This is a genomic window from Geodermatophilus sp. SYSU D00708, assembly GCF_054050115.1.
In genome coordinates, this window is the sequence record NZ_JBJGYS010000003.1 from 136363 (window position 1) to 152865 (window position 16503).

The 16503-nt window shown below is 76.7% G+C and carries 16 protein-coding genes and 1 tRNA gene; 9 read left to right on the top strand and 8 right to left on the bottom strand.

What is annotated here, in order from left to right; all coding sequences use genetic code 11:
- Window positions 1-62: 62 nt before the first annotated feature.
- The 3 genes from ACI79D_RS04135 to ACI79D_RS04145 form a co-directional block, all read right to left on the bottom strand.
- Window positions 63-1349, bottom strand: a complete 1287-nt coding sequence (locus ACI79D_RS04135) for a DUF445 domain-containing protein (RefSeq protein ID WP_456917045.1) — start codon at window positions 1347-1349, stop codon at window positions 63-65.
- A gap of 42 nt (window positions 1350-1391) precedes the next feature.
- A complete protein-coding gene (locus tag ACI79D_RS04140; protein ID WP_456917046.1) occupies window positions 1392-2624 on the bottom strand; it encodes a S1C family serine protease in 1233 nt (410 codons plus the stop codon).
- 108 nt (window positions 2625-2732) lie between these two features.
- The gene (locus ACI79D_RS04145) at window positions 2733-3509 is read right to left on the bottom strand and encodes an ABC transporter permease (protein WP_456917047.1); all 777 of its coding nucleotides are present in this window, start codon (window positions 3507-3509) and stop codon (window positions 2733-2735) included.
- A gap of 178 nt (window positions 3510-3687) precedes the next feature.
- Here ACI79D_RS04145 and ACI79D_RS04150 point away from each other — a divergent pair, with 178 nt between their 5' ends.
- A complete protein-coding gene (locus tag ACI79D_RS04150; RefSeq protein WP_456917048.1) occupies window positions 3688-4329 on the top strand; it encodes a hypothetical protein in 642 nt (213 codons plus the stop codon).
- A gap of 21 nt (window positions 4330-4350) precedes the next feature.
- On the opposite strand, the gene ACI79D_RS04155 is transcribed toward ACI79D_RS04150, so the two are convergent.
- Both ACI79D_RS04155 and ACI79D_RS04160 read right to left on the bottom strand, forming a co-directional pair.
- Complete coding sequence (locus ACI79D_RS04155; RefSeq protein WP_456917049.1) at window positions 4351-4680, bottom strand: hypothetical protein; 330 nt, start codon at window positions 4678-4680, stop codon at window positions 4351-4353.
- A 1625-nt stretch (window positions 4681-6305) separates the two neighbouring features.
- On the bottom strand, window positions 6306-6542 hold the full coding sequence (locus ACI79D_RS04160; protein ID WP_456917050.1) for a hypothetical protein: 237 nt from the start codon (window positions 6540-6542) through the stop codon (window positions 6306-6308).
- 352 nt (window positions 6543-6894) lie between these two features.
- Here ACI79D_RS04160 and ACI79D_RS04165 point away from each other — a divergent pair, with 352 nt between their 5' ends.
- The 3 genes from ACI79D_RS04165 (at window position 6895) to ACI79D_RS04175 (ending at window position 9299) form a co-directional block, all read left to right on the top strand.
- The gene (locus ACI79D_RS04165) at window positions 6895-7545 is read left to right on the top strand and encodes a hypothetical protein (RefSeq protein ID WP_456917051.1); all 651 of its coding nucleotides are present in this window, start codon (window positions 6895-6897) and stop codon (window positions 7543-7545) included.
- A 243-nt stretch (window positions 7546-7788) separates the two neighbouring features.
- Window positions 7789-9105, top strand: coding sequence for a BtrH N-terminal domain-containing protein (locus tag ACI79D_RS04170; protein ID WP_456917052.1), 1317 nt, complete (start codon window positions 7789-7791; stop codon window positions 9103-9105).
- 121 nt (window positions 9106-9226) lie between these two features.
- Window positions 9227-9299 (top strand) — tRNA-Thr (locus ACI79D_RS04175).
- Window positions 9300-9347: 48 nt separating this feature from the next.
- Here the strand turns inward: ACI79D_RS04175 and ACI79D_RS04180 are convergent.
- Together ACI79D_RS04180 and ACI79D_RS04185 are read right to left on the bottom strand one after the other, a co-directional pair.
- Window positions 9348-10841 (bottom strand): M20/M25/M40 family metallo-hydrolase, encoded by a 1494-nt coding sequence (locus ACI79D_RS04180; protein WP_456917053.1) that lies wholly within the window; start codon window positions 10839-10841, stop codon window positions 9348-9350.
- Between the two features lie 153 nt (window positions 10842-10994).
- Window positions 10995-11612 (bottom strand): nuclear transport factor 2 family protein, encoded by a 618-nt coding sequence (locus tag ACI79D_RS04185; protein ID WP_456917054.1) that lies wholly within the window; start codon window positions 11610-11612, stop codon window positions 10995-10997.
- 269 nt (window positions 11613-11881) lie between these two features.
- On the opposite strand from ACI79D_RS04185, the gene ACI79D_RS04190 reads away from it, so the two are divergent.
- The gene (locus ACI79D_RS04190; RefSeq protein ID WP_456917055.1) at window positions 11882-12091 is read left to right on the top strand and encodes a dodecin; all 210 of its coding nucleotides are present in this window, start codon (window positions 11882-11884) and stop codon (window positions 12089-12091) included.
- Between the two features lie 19 nt (window positions 12092-12110).
- On the opposite strand, the gene ACI79D_RS04195 is transcribed toward ACI79D_RS04190, so the two are convergent.
- The gene (locus tag ACI79D_RS04195; RefSeq protein WP_456917056.1) at window positions 12111-12521 is read right to left on the bottom strand and encodes a DUF5313 family protein; all 411 of its coding nucleotides are present in this window, start codon (window positions 12519-12521) and stop codon (window positions 12111-12113) included.
- Between the two features lie 85 nt (window positions 12522-12606).
- On the opposite strand from ACI79D_RS04195, the gene ACI79D_RS04200 reads away from it, so the two are divergent.
- The 4 genes from ACI79D_RS04200 to ACI79D_RS04215 all read left to right on the top strand — a co-directional run bounded on the left by ACI79D_RS04200 (window position 12607) and on the right by ACI79D_RS04215 (window position 16415).
- A complete protein-coding gene (locus ACI79D_RS04200) occupies window positions 12607-13038 on the top strand; it encodes a CBS domain-containing protein (protein ID WP_456917057.1) in 432 nt (143 codons plus the stop codon).
- A 64-nt stretch (window positions 13039-13102) separates the two neighbouring features.
- A complete protein-coding gene (gene rarD / locus ACI79D_RS04205) occupies window positions 13103-14020 on the top strand; it encodes an EamA family transporter RarD (RefSeq protein ID WP_456917058.1) in 918 nt (305 codons plus the stop codon).
- Window positions 14021-14148: 128 nt separating this feature from the next.
- Window positions 14149-14511 carry a DUF3263 domain-containing protein gene (locus ACI79D_RS04210; RefSeq protein WP_456917059.1) on the top strand — a complete coding sequence of 121 codons (363 nt, stop codon included), beginning with the start codon at window positions 14149-14151 and terminating at the stop codon, window positions 14509-14511.
- A gap of 509 nt (window positions 14512-15020) precedes the next feature.
- On the top strand, window positions 15021-16415 hold the full coding sequence (locus ACI79D_RS04215; RefSeq protein WP_456917060.1) for a LytR C-terminal domain-containing protein: 1395 nt from the start codon (window positions 15021-15023) through the stop codon (window positions 16413-16415).
- The last annotated feature ends 88 nt before the right edge of the window (window positions 16416-16503 follow it).

Below are 16503 nucleotides of genomic sequence, written 5' to 3' on the forward strand. Positions count from 1 at the left end.
GATGCGATGAGCACCAGTGCCGCCTCGTCGCGGACCCCTCCGGGGCCCACTCCTCGACCGCGTCAGCCGATCAGCTGGGCGATCGTGTAGATCACCAGGCCGGCCAGGCCGCCGACGACGGTGCCGTTGATGCGGATGAACTGCAGGTCCCGGCCGACCTGCAGCTCGATGCGGCGACTGGTCTCCTCGGTGTCCCAGCGGGCCACGGTGCTGCCGACCAGGTCGGCCAGGTCCCCGGAGAACCGCTCGACGAGGTAGCCGGCCGCAGTGTGCGTGTGCCGCTGCACCAGCTCGCGGAGGGTCGGGTCGCTCTGCAGCTTCTCCGCCAGCGTGCGGACCATCCCGGTCATCCGCGCCCGCAGCTCGGAGTCGGGGTCGCCGGCCGCGGTCAGCGCGGCGTTCTTCAGGTTGGTCCACAGCGACCCCGACCACGACCGGACGGCGGGGTGCTCGAGCAGCTCCTTCTTCAGCTCCTCGACCCGTCCCGCGGCGGCGGGGTCGGTCCGCAGCGCGTGCACGTAGGCGCGCAGCCGGGCGTCGTAGACCCGGCGCAGCTCGTGGCGGGGGTCCTCGCCGACCTCCTCGAGGAACCGCATCACCCCGGCGAACACCCGGTCGAAGACCCGGTCGTCGACCCAGTCGGGCACCCAGGCGGGGGAGGCGTCGCCGAGCTGGGCGCGGAACACCACCCGGTTGTCGTCGAGGAAGCGGGCCAGCCCGCGCAGCGCCGCCGACAGCACCTCCTGGTGGCGGTCGCCGTCCACGACCAGCTCCAGGGCCCGGGCGACGATCGGGGCGGCGGGGGTGGCGTGCAGCTTGCGGTCGACCAGGGCGGCGACGGCGGGCTGCAGGTCGTCGTCCCGGAGCAGGTCGGCGACCGACTGGAGGACGGCGGCGGCGTCCCCGGAGAGCCGCTCGGCCCGTCCCGGGGCGGCGAGGAAGCCGCCGAGCCGGCCGGGGACGTCGATGGTGGTCAGCTTCTCCTCGACCACGGCGCGGGTGAGGAAGTTCTCCTGGACGAAGGTGCCCAGGCTGGCGCCGATCTGGTCCTTCTTGCGCGGGATGATCGCGGTGTGCGGGATCGGCAGCCGCAGCGGGTGCCGGAACAGCGCGGTGACGGCGAACCAGTCGGCCAGCGCGCCCACCATCGAGGCCTCGGCGGTCGCCCGCACGTAGCCCACCCACGCCCCGGCGTCCGGGCCGAGCAGCACGCAGGTCAGGAACACCGCGGCGGCGGCCAGGAACAGCCCGGTCGCCAGCCGCTTCATGCGGGCGAGGTCACGGGCCCGCTCCGGGTCGTCGAGGGAGCGGGCCAGGGGCGCGGTCGCGGTCGGGCGGGGTGCCGGCACCTGACCGAGCCTAGGCACCCCGCCCCGGACCGCGCTGGTCCGTCAGTCGGTCGTGCTGCCCAGCGTGACGTCGACCTGGGAGGTGGCCTGGCCGCGCTGGACGGTGAGGCTCACCTGGTCGCCCGGCGTCGCGCTGCGGACGGCGGCGGTCAGCTCGGTGGAGGTGGTGACCACCCGGTCGCCGACCGCGGTCACGACGTCACCGGCCTGCAGCCCCGCGGCGGCGGCGGGGCTGTTCGGCTGCACCTGCACGATCTGCGCGCCGGTGCCGATCTCGGAGTTGCCGTCGTCGGCCGCGGTCTGCGCGCTCACGCCCAGGAACGTCGTCCGGGCCGAGCCCGAGGCCATGATCTCCTGCGCGATCCGCTCGGCGGTGTTGCCGGGGATGGCGAAGCCGACGCCGATGTTGCCGCTCTCGGACTGCTGGCCGGGGGCGCCGGCGGCCACCGTGGCGATCGCGGTGTTGATGCCGATGACCTCGCCGGCGCCGTTGACCAGGGCGCCGCCGGAGTTGCCCGGGTTGATCGCGGCGTCGGTCTGCAGCGCGTCGATGACCGTCGCGTCGTCCTGCGTGGAGCCGGTGGCGACGGCGCGGCCGGTGGCGCTGATGATGCCGTCGGTGACGGTGTCGGACAGCCCGAGCGGGGCGCCGATCGCGACCGCGAGGTCGCCGACCTGCACGTCGTCGGAGTCGGCGAAGGTGGCCGGCGTCAGGTTCGAGGCGCCGTCCAGCTTGAGCACGGCCAGGTCGTAGGTCGGCTCGGTGCCGACGACGGTCGCGTCGTAGAGGGTGCCGTCGGAGGTGCGCACCGAGATGGCGGCCGAGCCGGTGCTGCCGTCCAGGCTCACCACGTGGTTGTTGGTCAGCACGTAGCCGTCGTCGGTGAGGACGACGCCGGAGCCGCTGCCGGAGCCGGACTGGGCGGTGACGTAGACGGTCACCACGCTCGGCGCCGCCTTGGCCGCGGCGGCGGTCACGGCGGTCGCCGTCTCGGGGTTCGTGATGGTCACGTTCTGCGCGGCCGCGGCCGTGGTGCCGGTCGTCCCGCCGTCGTCGGTGAGCGCCACCACGCCCGCGCCGGCGCCGCCGCCGATGAGCGCGCCGGCGAGCAGGCCCGCGACGCCCATCCGCAGCCGGCCGGACCGCCGGCGGGGCTCCTGCGGCTGCGGCTCGGCGGGGGGCAGGGAGCCGGGCGGCGGCGGAGGAACGGCGCCCGGCTGCTGCCAGGCCGGGGACGCCCACGGGGCGGCGGTGGGGGTGCCGTAGTGGTTCACGGTTCCTGAGTCCTCCTATCGGGCGGCGGTCCGCCGCCCTCGCGCAGACCACGATCGGCTGCCCGGCTGCCGCGGGGCTGACGGTCGGCTGTGAGGTCCCTGGACGCGTCAGCGGGGGACGTCGGGGAGCAGCCGCCCCCGGGCCACCAGCTCGGTCACCGCCCACACCGCGACCACCTGGGTGGCCAGCAGGCCGATCAGCACGAGCAGCTGCGCCGCGCCGGCCTCCAGTGGGCTGCCGCCGCCGAGGAGCACGCCGACGAACGCGCCGGGGAGGGTCACCAGCCCGACGGTGCGGGTCTGGTCCAGCCCCGGCACCAGGGCGGTGGCCGCGGCGGCGCGGCCGATCTCCAGGACGGCGTCCCGCCGCAGGAACCCGAGGGCGAGCGCGGCCTCCACCTGGCCGCGCCGCCCGGTGAGCTCCTCCCGCAGGCGGCGGCCGGCCAGCGAGGTGGCCGTCATCGCGCCGCCGACGAGGATCCCGGCGACCGGGATGACCGCCTCCCCGCGCAGCGGCACGGCCCCGCCGGCCAGCACCAGCGCCACCACCGGCCCCGCCCCGCCGACCACCGGCAGCGCGGCGGTGCCCACCCGGCGCAGCGCCCCCGGGGCCCGCAGCGGCAGCCCCGTCGCCCGGCCGGCGGCGGTGGCCGCCGCGACGGTGACCATCAGCGCCACGAACGCCGCCGACAGCAGCAGCGAGCGCACCACGACCAGCAGGACGGCGGAGACCACGCCCAGCTGGACGGCGGCCCGCAGCGCCGCGACGGCGACCGGGCGGTCCTGGCCCAGTCCCGACAGCCGGCCGACGGTCGCGGCGACGGCGGCGAGGAGGACCAGCACCACGGCCAGCCGCGGACCGAGCTCGACGACGGAGGAACCCACGGGCGCCGATCCTGCCGGGCCGGTCGTGCCCGGCCGGACCGGCGGTCGGCGGCACCGCCGGCTCCCGAGCGAAGACGCACCGACACGGTGGGTGCAAGCGCCGGTGTTCTGGGTAGGGGGCGGTCGGGTCGCTCTCCGCGGCCCGACCCCGAGTCCGGCAAGTCCTGGAGGCTGCCCCGTGCCCACCCGCGGCCCCCTCACCCGTCTCCTCCTCGGCCTCGTACTGCTCTGCGGCGCCGCGTTCGCGGTCGTCGGCGGCCTGGCCCTGCCGCCCAGCGGCCTGGTCGCGATCGGCATCGCCGGGCTGGTCTCCGCCGGTCTGGCGTGGGGGATAGCGCGGGAGTCCAGCGGCCGGAACGGCCGGCTGGCGGTGGAGGCCGCCTGGCGGACCGCCGCGGCGACGGTCGCGGTGCTCCTGGTCCTCTCCGGCACCGCGACCATCGGCGGTGCGCTGCTCACGCTGCTGGTGGCCGCGGGCGGCGTGGCCACCGCCCTGGGGCTGTGGGCGCTGCGGTCGCGCCGCACCGCCACCCCGGGGCCGGGCGCGGTGCTCGGCCTGCCGCGGGTGACCGAGATGCCGGTCCTGCCGGTGGCCGACCTGCCGACCGGCGAGCTGGGCCGCGAGTGGGTCCGGACCTCGACGGCGCTGAACGGCCCGCTGGACCCCGCGACGCGGCAGGCGCTGGTCCTGCGCCGCCAGGAGGCCCTCGACGAGCTCGAGCGACGCGACCCGGCCGGTTTCGCCCGGTGGCTGGCCGCCGGCCCCCTCGCGAGCAGCGACCCGGCCGGTTACCTCCGGCACGGCGACCCGGCCGCCTGACCGACCGCTGCCCGCCGGAGGTCAGTCCCGGCGTCCCGGCCGGCGGTGGAGCGCGTCGCTGACCGTCTGCCCGGCCATGTAGGCGGCCGCGAGCAGCAGCAGGACCCCGGCCCCGAGCCGGAGGTTGTCGACCAGGAGCAGGACGACGGTCCAGGCGGCGGCCACGGTGACCGCGGCCAGGGCGAGGTTGACCACCAGCCCCACCAGGTGCCCGCGCAGCGTCGCCTCGACCAGCAGCACGGTGACGACGATGGCCGCCGCCGGGACCAGCAGCCCCACGTCCCCGATCAGCAGCAGCAGGCCCAGCGCCGCGAACAGGACCGTGCTGGACGCCGACGCCCACACCAGCATCGCACGGGCGCGCGCCGGTGTCCCGGTCCAGCGGCAGGGCCCGGTGGCGCAGGTGGTCGTGGGGGTGCGGCACGGGAGGCGGGGTGCCCGGGCTCCCGTCGTGGGCGTCGAGCTCGGCCGCCAGCTGCGCCTGCTGGGTCCGCAGCCCGGCGACCTGGTCCTGGAGCGCGGCCCGCACCCGGCTCGGGTGCTGCGCGGACCGGCCGGCGGCGCGGTCGGCGACGGTGGCGCTGCGCAGCTCCTCCCGAACGGCGTCCAACCGCGCGTGGACGCCGGAGAGCCGGGCCCCCAGCTGTCCGCGCCGGGCCTGCCACAGCGCGTCGGCCGCCCGGGGGGTCGGCGGCTCGCCGTCGAGGTCGGCCCAGGCCAGCGGTGCGGCCCACGACCGGCGCACGGCGCCGCTGCGCTCGTAGCGGGGCCCGGCCGGCGCGCGCTCGCCACCCCACGGGTCGCCGGTGTCCAGGCCCCACAGGCCGCGGTAGTCCCGCACCCAGCCGGTGTCGTCGTCGATCACCTCGCGGTGCCACTCCCGGTCCTGCCCCGGGCCGATGGACAGCCCGTCGCCGCGGCGGGAGTCGATGAACGGGATGCCGATGCCGGCCGCGTCCGGGTCCCACCAGGGCAGCACCCGGGCGATCCGCCGGCGCAGCCGGTCCAGCCAGGCGGGCAGCTCCGGGGCGACCGCGACGAGGTAGTCACCGGGCAGGCAGGCCGCCGAGTGCGAGCCGGCGCCGACGTAGACGACCGGGTGGTCCCCGACGAGTTCCAGGTCGGGGTCGTCCCAGCGGCGCCGCAGGTCCGCGCCGGTCTCGTCGTGGCTGGCGAACAGCACCCACGCCGGGGTGAGGGACGATCCCTCCTCGGCCAGGACGACGCTGACCTGCTCCCAGTCCGCCTCGTGGTCGTTGACCCCGCCGAAGGACGAGCGCCAGTCGTTCATCGGCCAGAAGAACCAGTACTGCAGGACGAGGTACCCGCCGTCGCGGACGAGGTGCCCGTAGTAGTGGCAGGCGTCGGCGTCCGCGGCCGACCGGGTCTGCTCGTGGGCGGCGGCGGTCCACCCACCGGGCACCTTGCCGCGCAGGTGCAGCGAGAGCCGCATCAGCGCGGGGACCACCCGGGCCAGCAGCCCGGTGGCCGCCGCGCCGCTCGACGTCCGCAGCGGCTGGTACGTCCCGCTGCGCCGCCAGCGCCGGTGCTCCCGGCGGCCCATCGGCTGCTGGACGTAGCGCAGGGACAGCGGCTCGCCCCGGTGCCGGGCACCCAGCGCGGCCAGCGCGTCGGGCGTGAGCGTCCCCGGGTCGGCGAGGACGCGGGTGGATCCGCCGGACCCGCGCAGCAGCGCGGCCCGCTCGAGGTAGCCCGTCACCGAGCTGGGGTGGAACAGCTCACCGCGGGTCAGCCGCACCACCGGCTCGTACCGCCGCAGCAGAGCGGTCGGGTCCTCGACCTCGAACGCAGGCACGCGTCACCTGCCCACAGCGCCACTCCGGCTCGCCGCACGTCCGGCTGTCCGCACGGGGCTGTCCTGGTGCACCGACCGCCAGACGCAGGCTGGACCCAGCCGCCCCGGTGGCGCAACACCCTCCTCGGGGGCCTCGCGGGCGGCGGGGCGGCCACGCCGGTCAGGTCCCGGGCGACTCCCAGAACGACGACCAGTAGGGCTGGAGGCCGACGGCGTGGCAGACGACGTCCGGACCGTGATGCGGCCGCTGGCAGCGCATGTCCGCGCACAGCGGGTGCGTGTGCGGGCAGCGCTCGCCGTCGGCCGGGGTGGAGTGGCCGGTCAGGGGGACGTCGGGGGGCTCGGGTGGCGGTGGCGGCGTGCGCTCGCTGCCCGCGTGCGACCGGGAGTGAGCCACGCGGCTGTTCATGTGGTCGCCACCCCGATCGGCTGCGGAGGGCCCCTCCGCCCGGTTGCTCGACCGGCGGGCCCCTCGGCCGCGGCGGTCGTCGAGGACGGCGCCGCGGCTCGACCCCCTGTTGCCCTGGCCCGCCTGCAGCCAACCCACCTCCCCGCGGGTCGCGGCGGGCGGGTTCCGCGATCCCCTCGACGCCCCGGGCAGGGCTCTGCCGCCGGCCCTCCCGAGCCCCGGGGCGCGTTCCCCCGTCCGGACGGTGCTCGGGCGGTGGAACTGCAGGTCGGCCCGGCATTTCCTACGGTGGGCGCGTGTCCGCGCTCCCGCTCCGGCCCACCTCCGCGCAGGGGCGCCCGTGACCACGCCGACCGGGGACGTCGACTGGGCCGAGGCCGAGCGCGGGCAACGCCGGCTGGACCTGCTGGCGGCCCCGGTCCTCGTCGCCTTCCTCGCCGGCATCGTCCTGTTGACCGGCGGGTTCGGGTTCTGGACCGGCGGCAGCGCGTGGGTCGCGGTCGGGTCGGTCCTGGCACTGGCCGGGTCGGCCGCTGCCGCCCAGTCCGGCCCGCGAGCCCAGGCCAGGCGCTCGGCCGCGTACCGGGTCCAGGTGGCCCTGCGTTCCCACGCCGACCCGGGACCGGCGCTGCGGGCCCGGGTCGACGGACAGGCGCGCTACCTGGTGAAGGTGCGCTGGGCGGGCTGGTGCTTGCTGCTGGGACCGCTGGGCCTGCTCGTCGCCGGTCAGTGGGACCGCCGACCGGTGCTCGCCGCCGTGGGTGCGGTCCTCGTCGTCGGCGTGGCCGCCGGGTACACGCGCTGGTGGTGGGCGCGGGTGGCCGATGCCCGGCGCTGGCTGGCCGACCCGCCGGGGCCGGCCCGGGAGGCGCCGCCCCCGACGACGGCCGAGCGCTGGCTGACCGGACGCCGGGCACTGCCGCTCTTCCTGGGCCTGCTGCTCCTGGTACTGCTCCTGGGGCTCGCGGTGGCGCTCGCACCGGGCTCCTGACCCGCGGCCCGCGGGCGGCTCGAGCCTCGAGCCGACGCCGCCCGGGCTATCGTGATCTCCGGGCGAGCCTCACGCCCAACCCCAGACCGGTCCTCCACGCGGGCCGGCGACGCGGGGCAAAGGGGACTGCGAGAGCCTCGAGGCGCTGCACGGCTCGGACGTCCCACCCGATCGGATGTCACGGCTGCGGCGGCGCACGGCGCGTGGAGCCGTCGCCGCGGGTGCAGCCGGGAGAGTCCGACCATGACCACGGCCAAGCAGCTCAAGGCCCGCGTGCGCGCGCGGATGGCCCGGACCGGCGAGCGCTACGCCGTCGCCCGGGCCCACGTCGTCGGCGGCGCCGTCGACACCGGCCCCGTCGTCGACGCCGGATGGGCCCTGCGCGGTGGCACCGACCCGGACACCGCGGCCCTGGCCAACGTGCTCGCCCACCGCGGGGTCACCGGCCCCGACGGGCCGCTGACCGAGCCGCTGCTGTTCGTCGTCGGCGGCGGCCTGGGCGCCGGCTACATCCTCTGGGAGTTCGCCCACGACGACGGCCGCGTGGTCACCCTGGGGTTCGCCAACTCCTGGCAGTACTTCGACCGGCGGCTGGCCACGACGGTCGACCGGCTGGGCCTGGACGTCGCCTGGTCGCGCACCGGCGGCGCTGCGGGCGCGGCCCGGGCGCTGGCCTCGACACTGGCCGCCGGCGACCCGGCGATCGTCTGGCCGGACCGCTACCACCTCGGCTACTGGAACCTGCCGCCGTTCCTCGACGGCGGTGGCGGCCACCCGGTCGTGGCCTACGCCGCCGCGGGGGACCGGGTGCACGTCGACGACCGCACGCTGGCGCCGCTGACCGTGCCGGCCGCGGACCTGGACCGGGCGCGGGCCCGGGTGGGCAGCTACCGCAACACGATGCTCGTCGTCCGGACCACGGACGCCGCCGTGCCGGCCGACCGACTGCGCGCCGCGGTGCGCGCCGGGCTGCAGGCCGGCGTCGACCACCTGGGCGGGACGTCGACCTCCTTCGCGCTGCCTGCCTGGCGGAAGTGGTCCCGGCTGCTGGTCGACCGCCGGGCCGCCAAGGGATGGCCGACGGTGTTCGCCGACCGGCGCGGACTGCTGCGGGCGCTGGCCGGCGTGTGGGAGGGCGTCGAGCCCGCCGGGATGGACGGCGGGCACCTGCGCGGGCTGTTCGCCGACGGGCTGGAGCAGGCCGCCGCCGTGCTCGACGAGCCGGGGCTGGCCGCCGAGGCGCCGCGGTGGCGGGAGATCGCCGACCGCTGGCACGCCCTCGCCGAGACGGCGCTGCCGGACGACGTCCCGGAGATCGCCCGGCTGCGGACCCTCACCGCCACGGTCACCGGAGCGGTCGCCGGGGGCGACGTGGGCGCGGCCGAGCGGGCGGCGGCCGCCGAGGAGCTGTGGCGGCTGCGGGCCGAGCACGCCGACGCGCCACCGCTGGACGAGGAGCGCCTCGCGGCGGTGCTGGCCGACATGAGCGGACACCTGGCCGGCATCCACGACGCCGAGGTCGCGGCGGTGACCCGCCTCGGCGCCGCCCTGGGGAGGTGACGGCCCGCGGGCCGTGCCGAGGCTGACACGCCAGGCGCGCGGCCAGGTCCCCGGCGCCGCCGCGGGGTCGTCCTCCGCGTTGTCCCTAGACTCGTCCCGGGACGTGGTCCCGTGGTGTCCCGCCGGCGTGGCGCAACTGGTAGCGCACCCGACTTGTAATCGGGCGGTTGGGGGTTCGAGTCCCCCCGTCGGCTCCCGGCCGGGGGCGGGCCGGACGGCGTCCGGCCCGCCACCTGCTGGTGTCAGGGTGCGGCTGCCGCTCCCGGCAGCGACTCGGCCAGGGCGAAGACCAGCGTGGCGTGGGCCGCGGCGTCCCCCAGCTCGTCGAGCGCCTGCGCCGAGACGTTGCCGAAGTCGTCGCACGCCTGGTGGTAGCAGGCGTCGTAGGCGACCCCGGCCGTGCCGCCGTAGAGGGCCACCTGCGCCTCGGTCTTGACGCCCTCCGCGCCGGAGAACAGGCCCCCGGCCGGGATGCCCTGGGCGATGAACGGGCCGTAGTCCGACCGGCCGTCGAACGAGGTGGGCTCGGAGGTCAGGCCCTGCGCGGTGAAGTAGTCGGTGAAGACCTGCTCGACGGCCCCGCTGCCGGCAGGACCGGCGGGCGGGATCGACGAGCCGTCTCCGTCGTAGACGAAGCGGCCGTGGTTGGGGCTGCCCAGCATGTCGAAGTTGAGGTTGAGGGCGATCCGGCCGCGTTCGGCCCCGCTGAGGGTGGACACGTAGTGCTGCGCGCCGAGCAGCCCCGCCTCCTCCGCGCCCCAGAAGGCGAACCGGACGGCGTTGTGCGGGTGCACGTCGAGCTCGTCGAGCTGCTCGGCGATCTCCAGGATCGTCGCCGCGCCGCTGCCGTTGTCGTTGATGCCCGGTCCGGCGGCCACCGAGTCCAGGTGGGCGCCGACCACGACGACGCGGTCCCGGCTGCCCTCCGGGGTGTCGGCCAGGACGTTGTACGTGGTCCGGGTCTCCGACAGCGTCGAGGTGGTGAGCTCCACCCGCACCTCGCCGATGGCCAGCAGGCCGGTCAGCTCCTCACCGACGGCGTAGCTGGTGCCCAGCACCGGGATGGCCGAGTCCTCCGGCATCGGGGTGCCCAGGGTCCCCTTGAGGACCTCGGTCCGCCCCTCCTGGCCCTCGTTGAAGATCAGCAGTGCCGAGGCCCCCGCGGCCGCCGCCGTGGCGGCCTTCTGGCCGAACGTGCAGGTGCCCCGCTGCACCAGGGCGACGTTGCCGGGCACGAAGCCGGTGTAGTCCTCGGGTTCGCACCCGGCGGTCGAGGAGTTCGCCGGGCCGGTCGGCGGGACGACGTTGTCGGCGACCGCCTGGACGGGGGCGCTCACCGAGCCCGACGCCGAGTAGGTGGCCACGGCGAAGTCCTCGGCGGTGTACTCCCGCTCGCTGGGCGCCGTGCGCCGGAACGTGGCCGGCGCGGTCTCCTGGAAGAACGGGAAGGTGAACTCCTGCCGGGTCACCTCGTACCCGGCGTCCTCCAGTTGGTCGGCGACGTAGGCGCCGGACGCGTCGTACCCGGGGCTGCCGCTGGCCCGGTTGCCGCCGTTGGCGTCCGCGATCGCCTGCAGCGCCGCGAGGTGCTCGCTGATCCCGTCGACGGTCACGGCCTCGCGGAGTGCGGCGGTGTCGGTGTCGGTGGCCGCGACGGCGGGGGTGCTGGCGAACGCCGGGGAGGTGAGGACGAGCAGGACCGGGGCCGCCCAGCGGCGTCGGAGTGGTCGGTGCACGGGGGCTCCTCCGTCCGGGGACGCGGCACGGCAGGCGGTGTGGCGGCAGTCACACGCGTCCTGTCCACAGTGTGCCGCTCGGGAGGCGAACGCGTGGTGGCCGCCCACCGACGTCGCCGGCATCCGGGCGGACCCCGACGGGGAGTGGCGGGCTCAGAGCGGCACGCCGGGGGTGGGCGCGCCCGCGAGCCAGGCCGCGCCCTCGGCGTAGAGGTTCTCGACGACCGGACCCGTCAGGCCCGGGAGGCCGGTGGTGACGGTGAAGCCGGCCTTCGTCTGCAGGTAGCCCAGGTGCCGGTAGCCCGTCGGGAACCGTCCGAGCAGCTCCGGGTCCAGGCTCAGGCTCGCCGCGGGGTCCACGACGTCCAGCCGGTCCTTCTCGTAGATCGGCTGCCGGCGGACGATCTTCCACTGGCCCTCGTACCGGCTCAGGAAGTCGTAGAAGCGGCCGGTGCAGACCACGTCGACCGCGACGCCGTCGACCTCGGCGCGCTGGTTGATCGTCATCTTGGTCTGCGCGATCGCCCGGTCGCCCCGGACGTCGGCGGTGTGCCCGCCCAGGAAGTGCAGGATGCTGACGCCGTCCTCGAAGCCCTTGCGGCTGATGGCGATGAAGTCCGCTGCCGGGCCCTGGAACCACGTCGCCGTCATGTAGCCGTCCTGCGGGTGCCACACGGTCGCGAAGCGGTCCCAGTCGCCGGCATCACGCCACACGGCCCAGTTCTCGACGAGCTGCCGGATCTCCTGTCGGTCCTGCACCTCGTCGGGCATGGGCTCCTCCTGTTCCGCGGTCAGCCGGTCTCCGGCTGCGTCTGCCGGGCATCCTGTCTCGCGCAGGCCAGGCCGACCAGCGCGGTGGGTCACCCGGTGACCGTCCGTTCCGCGCCGCGTCGAGTCACTGCGCGTCCTGCGACCGGAGAGCGCGCGTCCGGTGCCCGCCGCTCGCGTGGTGCAGACCACGCCACCTCGCTAGCGTTCGGTCCCCCGGCCGGTCGGCGGCCGGCCCGCGCCAACGGCGTGGCAGAGGCCAGGAGGCAGTCTTGAGCGACCACGTGTACCGGCTCAGCGAGATCGTCGGCAGCAGCGGCACGAGCGTCGACGACGCGATCCGCACGGCGGTCCGCAAGGCCGCCGAGACCGTCCGGCACATCGAGTGGTTCGAGACCAAGGAGATCCGCGGTCAGGTCCTCGACGGCGACGTGGCCTACTTCCAGGTCCGGCTGGCGATCGGCTTCCGCGTCGAGGACTGACGCCCCCAGGGGTCCTCGCTCAGTCGAAGCTGCCGGCCCCGTCGCGGCGGTAGGGGGAGCGGCGCTCCAGCCGCTCCCGCTCCGCGCGCTGCTCGCGCAGCCGGGCCGCCGTCCCGGCGCGGTAGCCGGCCTTGGCCACCCGGTGCTCGGTCGTCTCGGTCATGAACGCCACCGAGAAGAACAGGCCGAGGAGCAGACCCCCGGCGGCGGCCGAGAGGCGGTAGCTCAGCGGCACCGGGACCACGGCGACGCAGAGCACCACCAGGGGCAGCATCTGGACGACGGCACGGGTGAGGTGCCGGCGGACCCAGCCGCGCCGGGTGGTGTCGGCCAGCACCCACGGCGAGAGCTCCTCGGGCAGGCCGCCGCCGTAGGCGTAGCGCAGCCACTGCAGCGGCGTCGGCCGGCGTGCGGTGGAGGGCTTCTGCACGCCTCGACGGTAGGCCTCCCGGACGTTGCCGGAGGGGTGTGCTCAGGCGCACACTTCCCGAGCCGGTCGTCCCCAGGGAGGTCTCGTGCACATCAAGCAGCTGCTCCGCCGCAAGGGCTCGGACGTCGCCACCGTGGAGGCCTCGGTCAGCGTGCGGGACGCCCTGGCGCTGCTCGCCGAGCACGGGGTCGGGGCCCTCGTCGTGTCCGCCGACGGCCGCAGCGTCGACGGCATCGTGTCCGAGCGGGACGTCGTCCGCGCGCTGCACGAGCGCGGTGCCGGGCTGCTCGGCGACCCGGTGTCCAGCGTCATGACCGCCCGCGTGCACACCTGCCCGCCCTCGGCCGGGGTCGAGGAACTCGCGCGCACGATGACCGACCACCGGGTGCGCCACGTGCCGGTCGTCGAGGGCGGCGCGCTCGTCGGCATCGTCTCGATCGGTGACGTCGTCAAGGCGCGCCTCGACGAGCTGGAGGAGGAGCGCGCCAAGCTCGTCGACTACATCCAGACGGTCTGAGGTCCTGAGCACGGCTCAGGATCCGGCGACCGGACGGGCGCCTCCCCCGGCGTACGGTGCTCGGGTGGACGAGCGGCGTGCGGGGGTCGCCTCCGGGCTGGCTGCCTACGGTCTCTGGGGGCTGTTCCCCCTCTACTTCCCCCTGCTGGAGCCGGCGGGCGGGGTCGAGATCGTGGCGCACCGGGTGGTCTGGTCGCTGCTCTTCGTGGCCGTCCTGCTGACCGCGGTGCGCCGCTGGGGGCAGGTGCGGGCGGTCTTCGCCGATCGCCGCGCGCTGCTGGTCCTCCTGGGCGCGGCGGTGCTCATCGCCGTCAACTGGCTGGTCTTCGTCCTCGCCGTCAACTCCGGCCACGTCGTCGAGACCTCGCTGGGTTACTTCATCAACCCGCTGGTCAGCGTGCTGCTCGGCGTGGTGGTGTTCGCCGAGCGCCTCCGGGTGCTGCAGTGGGTCGCCGTCGGCATCGCCGCGGGGGCGGTGGCGGTGCTGACCGTCGACTACGGCCGTCCGCCGTGGATCGCGCTCACCCTGGCGGCCACCTTCGGGCTGTACGGGCTGATGAAGAAGGTGGTGCGGGTCGAGGCGGCGCCCGGCCTCTTCGTGGAGACGGCGCTGGTCGCCGTCCCGGCGCTGGTGCTGCTGGTCGTGCTGCAGGTGCGCGGGGACGGGACCTTCGGTTCGGCGGGCGTGGGCCACTCGCTGCTGCTGGTCAGCTCGGGCATCGCCACGGCCATCCCGCTGCTGCTGTTCGCCGCCGCGACCCGCCGCGTGCCGCTGTCGACGGTCGGGCTGCTGCAGTACGTCACCCCGCTCATGCAGCTGGCCATCGGGGTCTTCGTCTACCGCGAACCGATGCCCCCCGCGCGGCTGGCCGGCTTCGTCATCGTGTGGATCGCGCTGGCGGTCTTCACCGTCGACAGCCTGCGCCAGGCCCGCGCCGGTGCACGCCGGCGGACGGCGGCCGAGGCGCCCGCGCCGGTCTGAGGGAGGCCCCCCTGGCCCCCGCCACTCGCAGGTTCGCGGCGGGACTCTGCACGAGGCCGCCGGCAGCCCTGGAGATGTCGGTGGGCGGGACTACCGTCGGGGCATCACCACGTAGAGAAGGACCGTCGATGTCTGCCGAACCTGCTCCCGCGGTCTCCCCGCCGGGGGGCGAGGTACTCCCGCCACCCGCGCCCGACACGACCGCCCCGTCCGACGCCGGCTCCCCGCTCGGCACCCTCACCCACCGCGAGCACGAGATGCTCACCTTCGAGCGGCAGTGGTGGCGGCGCCCCGGGGCCAAGGAGACGGCGATCCGCGAGCGCTTCGGCCTCGCGCCGACCCGCTACTACCAGGTGCTCAACGCCCTCCTCGACCGTCCGGCCGCCCTGGAGGCGGATCCGCTGCTGGTCCGGAGGCTGCGCCGGCTGCGGGCCGCGCGGGGCTCGCGGCGCTCGTCTCACGTCCTGGGCAACGGAGGCGAATCCGTCTAGATTTGGTCACTGTGGGCAGGCACGCCGCGTCAGGCAGTGACGTATCGGACCGGGGGACCCCGGTCCCGCACGGTCGTCGCCGGACCGACGTGCCGGGTTCCCCGGTCGATCAGGACCTGAGCGATCACCCGACGACGCCCGGCCGCAGCCGCGCCGACCGTCGTCGGGAGGGGTTGCTCGACGCGGGGGACGACCCGGGGCGCCGCCGTCCGGCGCCGCCCCGCCCGCTGCCGCCGGCCGGCCCGCGCGCCGGTGCGCCCGGTGCCACCCGCCCGGCCGCCCCGGCCCCGCCGCGGACCACGGCCGCTCCAGCGGCGCCGGGGACCCCCGCCGCGCCGCGGACCCCGGCTGCTCCGGCGGCGCCGCGTAACCCGGCCGCCCCACGGACCACGCCGGCAGGCTCGTCGCGGTCGACTCCGCCGGCCGGCGCGTCGCGGTCGGCTCCGCCCGCAGGGGGCTCGCGGCCCGCACCGCCCGCGGGGGCTCCGGCCGGCGGCCCGGCCCGGTCCGTGCCCGCGCCCCCGGCGTCGCCCGCCCGGCCCACGCCGCCCGCTGCCTCCGCCCCCCCGGCTGCCTCCGCGCCCCCTGCGCGGCCCACCCCGCCCGCCCGGCCCCGCGCGGCGGAGCCGGCTCCGAAGACCCGGCTGCGGCTGCCGGTCCCGCCGGCCGCCTCGGCCCCCGCCGCCTCGGCACCCGCGGCGCCGGCCACCCCCCGGACGACGGTCGCCCCCTTCCAGGCCGTTCCCACCCCCGAGCACGGGACCGACCAGCCCGCCGCGCCCTCCGGCTGGCCGGAGCGGGACGCCGGCCGTGATCGGGACCCGGCCCGCGACCGGGACCCCGGCCGCGGCCGGGACGCTGACCGGGACCCGGCCCGCGGCCGGAGCGCCGGCCGCGACCGCCGGTCCGCCGCTCCGGCGTCCGCGCCGACCGGGCACCCTGCCGACGCCGAGCCCTCCCGGGGCGCCGAGCGTGCCCGCGGCGACGCCGCCCCCGGCTACCGGGACTGGACCAGCCCCTCGCGCACCAAGGACGCCCCGCCGCCGGCGACCGAGGCCATCCCGGACCGCACCCCGTCCCGCGACTCCGGCAGCTCCCGCCGAGCGCCGGCACCGGCCACCGAGGCGATCCCCGACCGCACCCCCGCCCGCGGCCGGACCGGCGACCTCGACGACCGCCCGGGTGACGACCCCGACCGCGACGAGGTCGACGCCGCCGAGCCCGTGCGCGGCCCGGAGACCGGCACCGCCACGGGGGTGGTCGGCGGCCGCGCGGCGTTCCGCGCCGAGCGCCAGGCCGCCGAGGCCGAGCGGCGCAAGGAGGCCCGCCGCAACGGCGTCTCGCCCGTCCCGTACCTGGAGGACGACGACGCGCCCCGGCGTCCGTCCCCCGTGCGCCGGGCCGCGACCGCGCTGCTCGCCGTCGCCGTGGTCGCACTGGTGGTGCTCGGTGTCTACTCCTTCGCCGGGTCCGATCCGCAGGAGGCTGCGGACTCGCAGGCCACCACGGCCGCCCCGTCGTCCGCACCCGTCGCCGCGCCCAGCTCGGTGCTGCCGCCGCTGGAGGTCGACCCGCTGCCGCCGGCGGAGGAGGCGCCCAGCGCGCCGGTGCGGGTCCCGGTCACCGTGCTCAACGCCACCGGCGTCACCGGCCTGGCCAAGGAGGTCGCCGATGCCCTGGGGGAGCAGGGGTGGGAGTCGCAGGGCGTCGGCCAGTACCAGGGCGGGGACGTCGCCGTCACCACCGTCTACGTCACCGAGGGCGACGAGGAGCAGCGGCAGGCCGCGCTGCAGCTGATCGAGCAGTTCCCGGACATCACCGGCCCGGCGACGCGCTTCTTCGACGTCCCGGACGTCGACGACCCGGGGCTCGTGGTGGTCACGACCGGCGAGTGGCGGCCCTGACCGGGCAGCGGGTGCCCACCGGCCCGCGGCCGTCCCGGAACACCGGAGGACGGTCGTCCGTTGGCCGCTCCGTGCGTCCCGTTCGCGG

Bases quoted from the DNA above. Each gene is read 5' to 3' on its own strand.
- ACI79D_RS04155 (WP_456917049.1), bottom strand. From the start codon at position 4,680: ATGCTGGTGTGGGCGTCGGCGTCCAGCACGGTCCTGTTCGCGGCGCTG.
- ACI79D_RS04170 (WP_456917052.1), top strand. From the start codon at position 7,789: ATGACCACGGCCAAGCAGCTCAAGGCCCGCGTGCGCGCGCGGATGGCC.
- ACI79D_RS04185 (WP_456917054.1), bottom strand. From the start codon at position 11,612: ATGCCCGACGAGGTGCAGGACCGACAGGAGATCCGGCAGCTCGTCGAG.
- ACI79D_RS04210 (WP_456917059.1), top strand. From the start codon at position 14,149: ATGTCTGCCGAACCTGCTCCCGCGGTCTCCCCGCCGGGGGGCGAGGTA.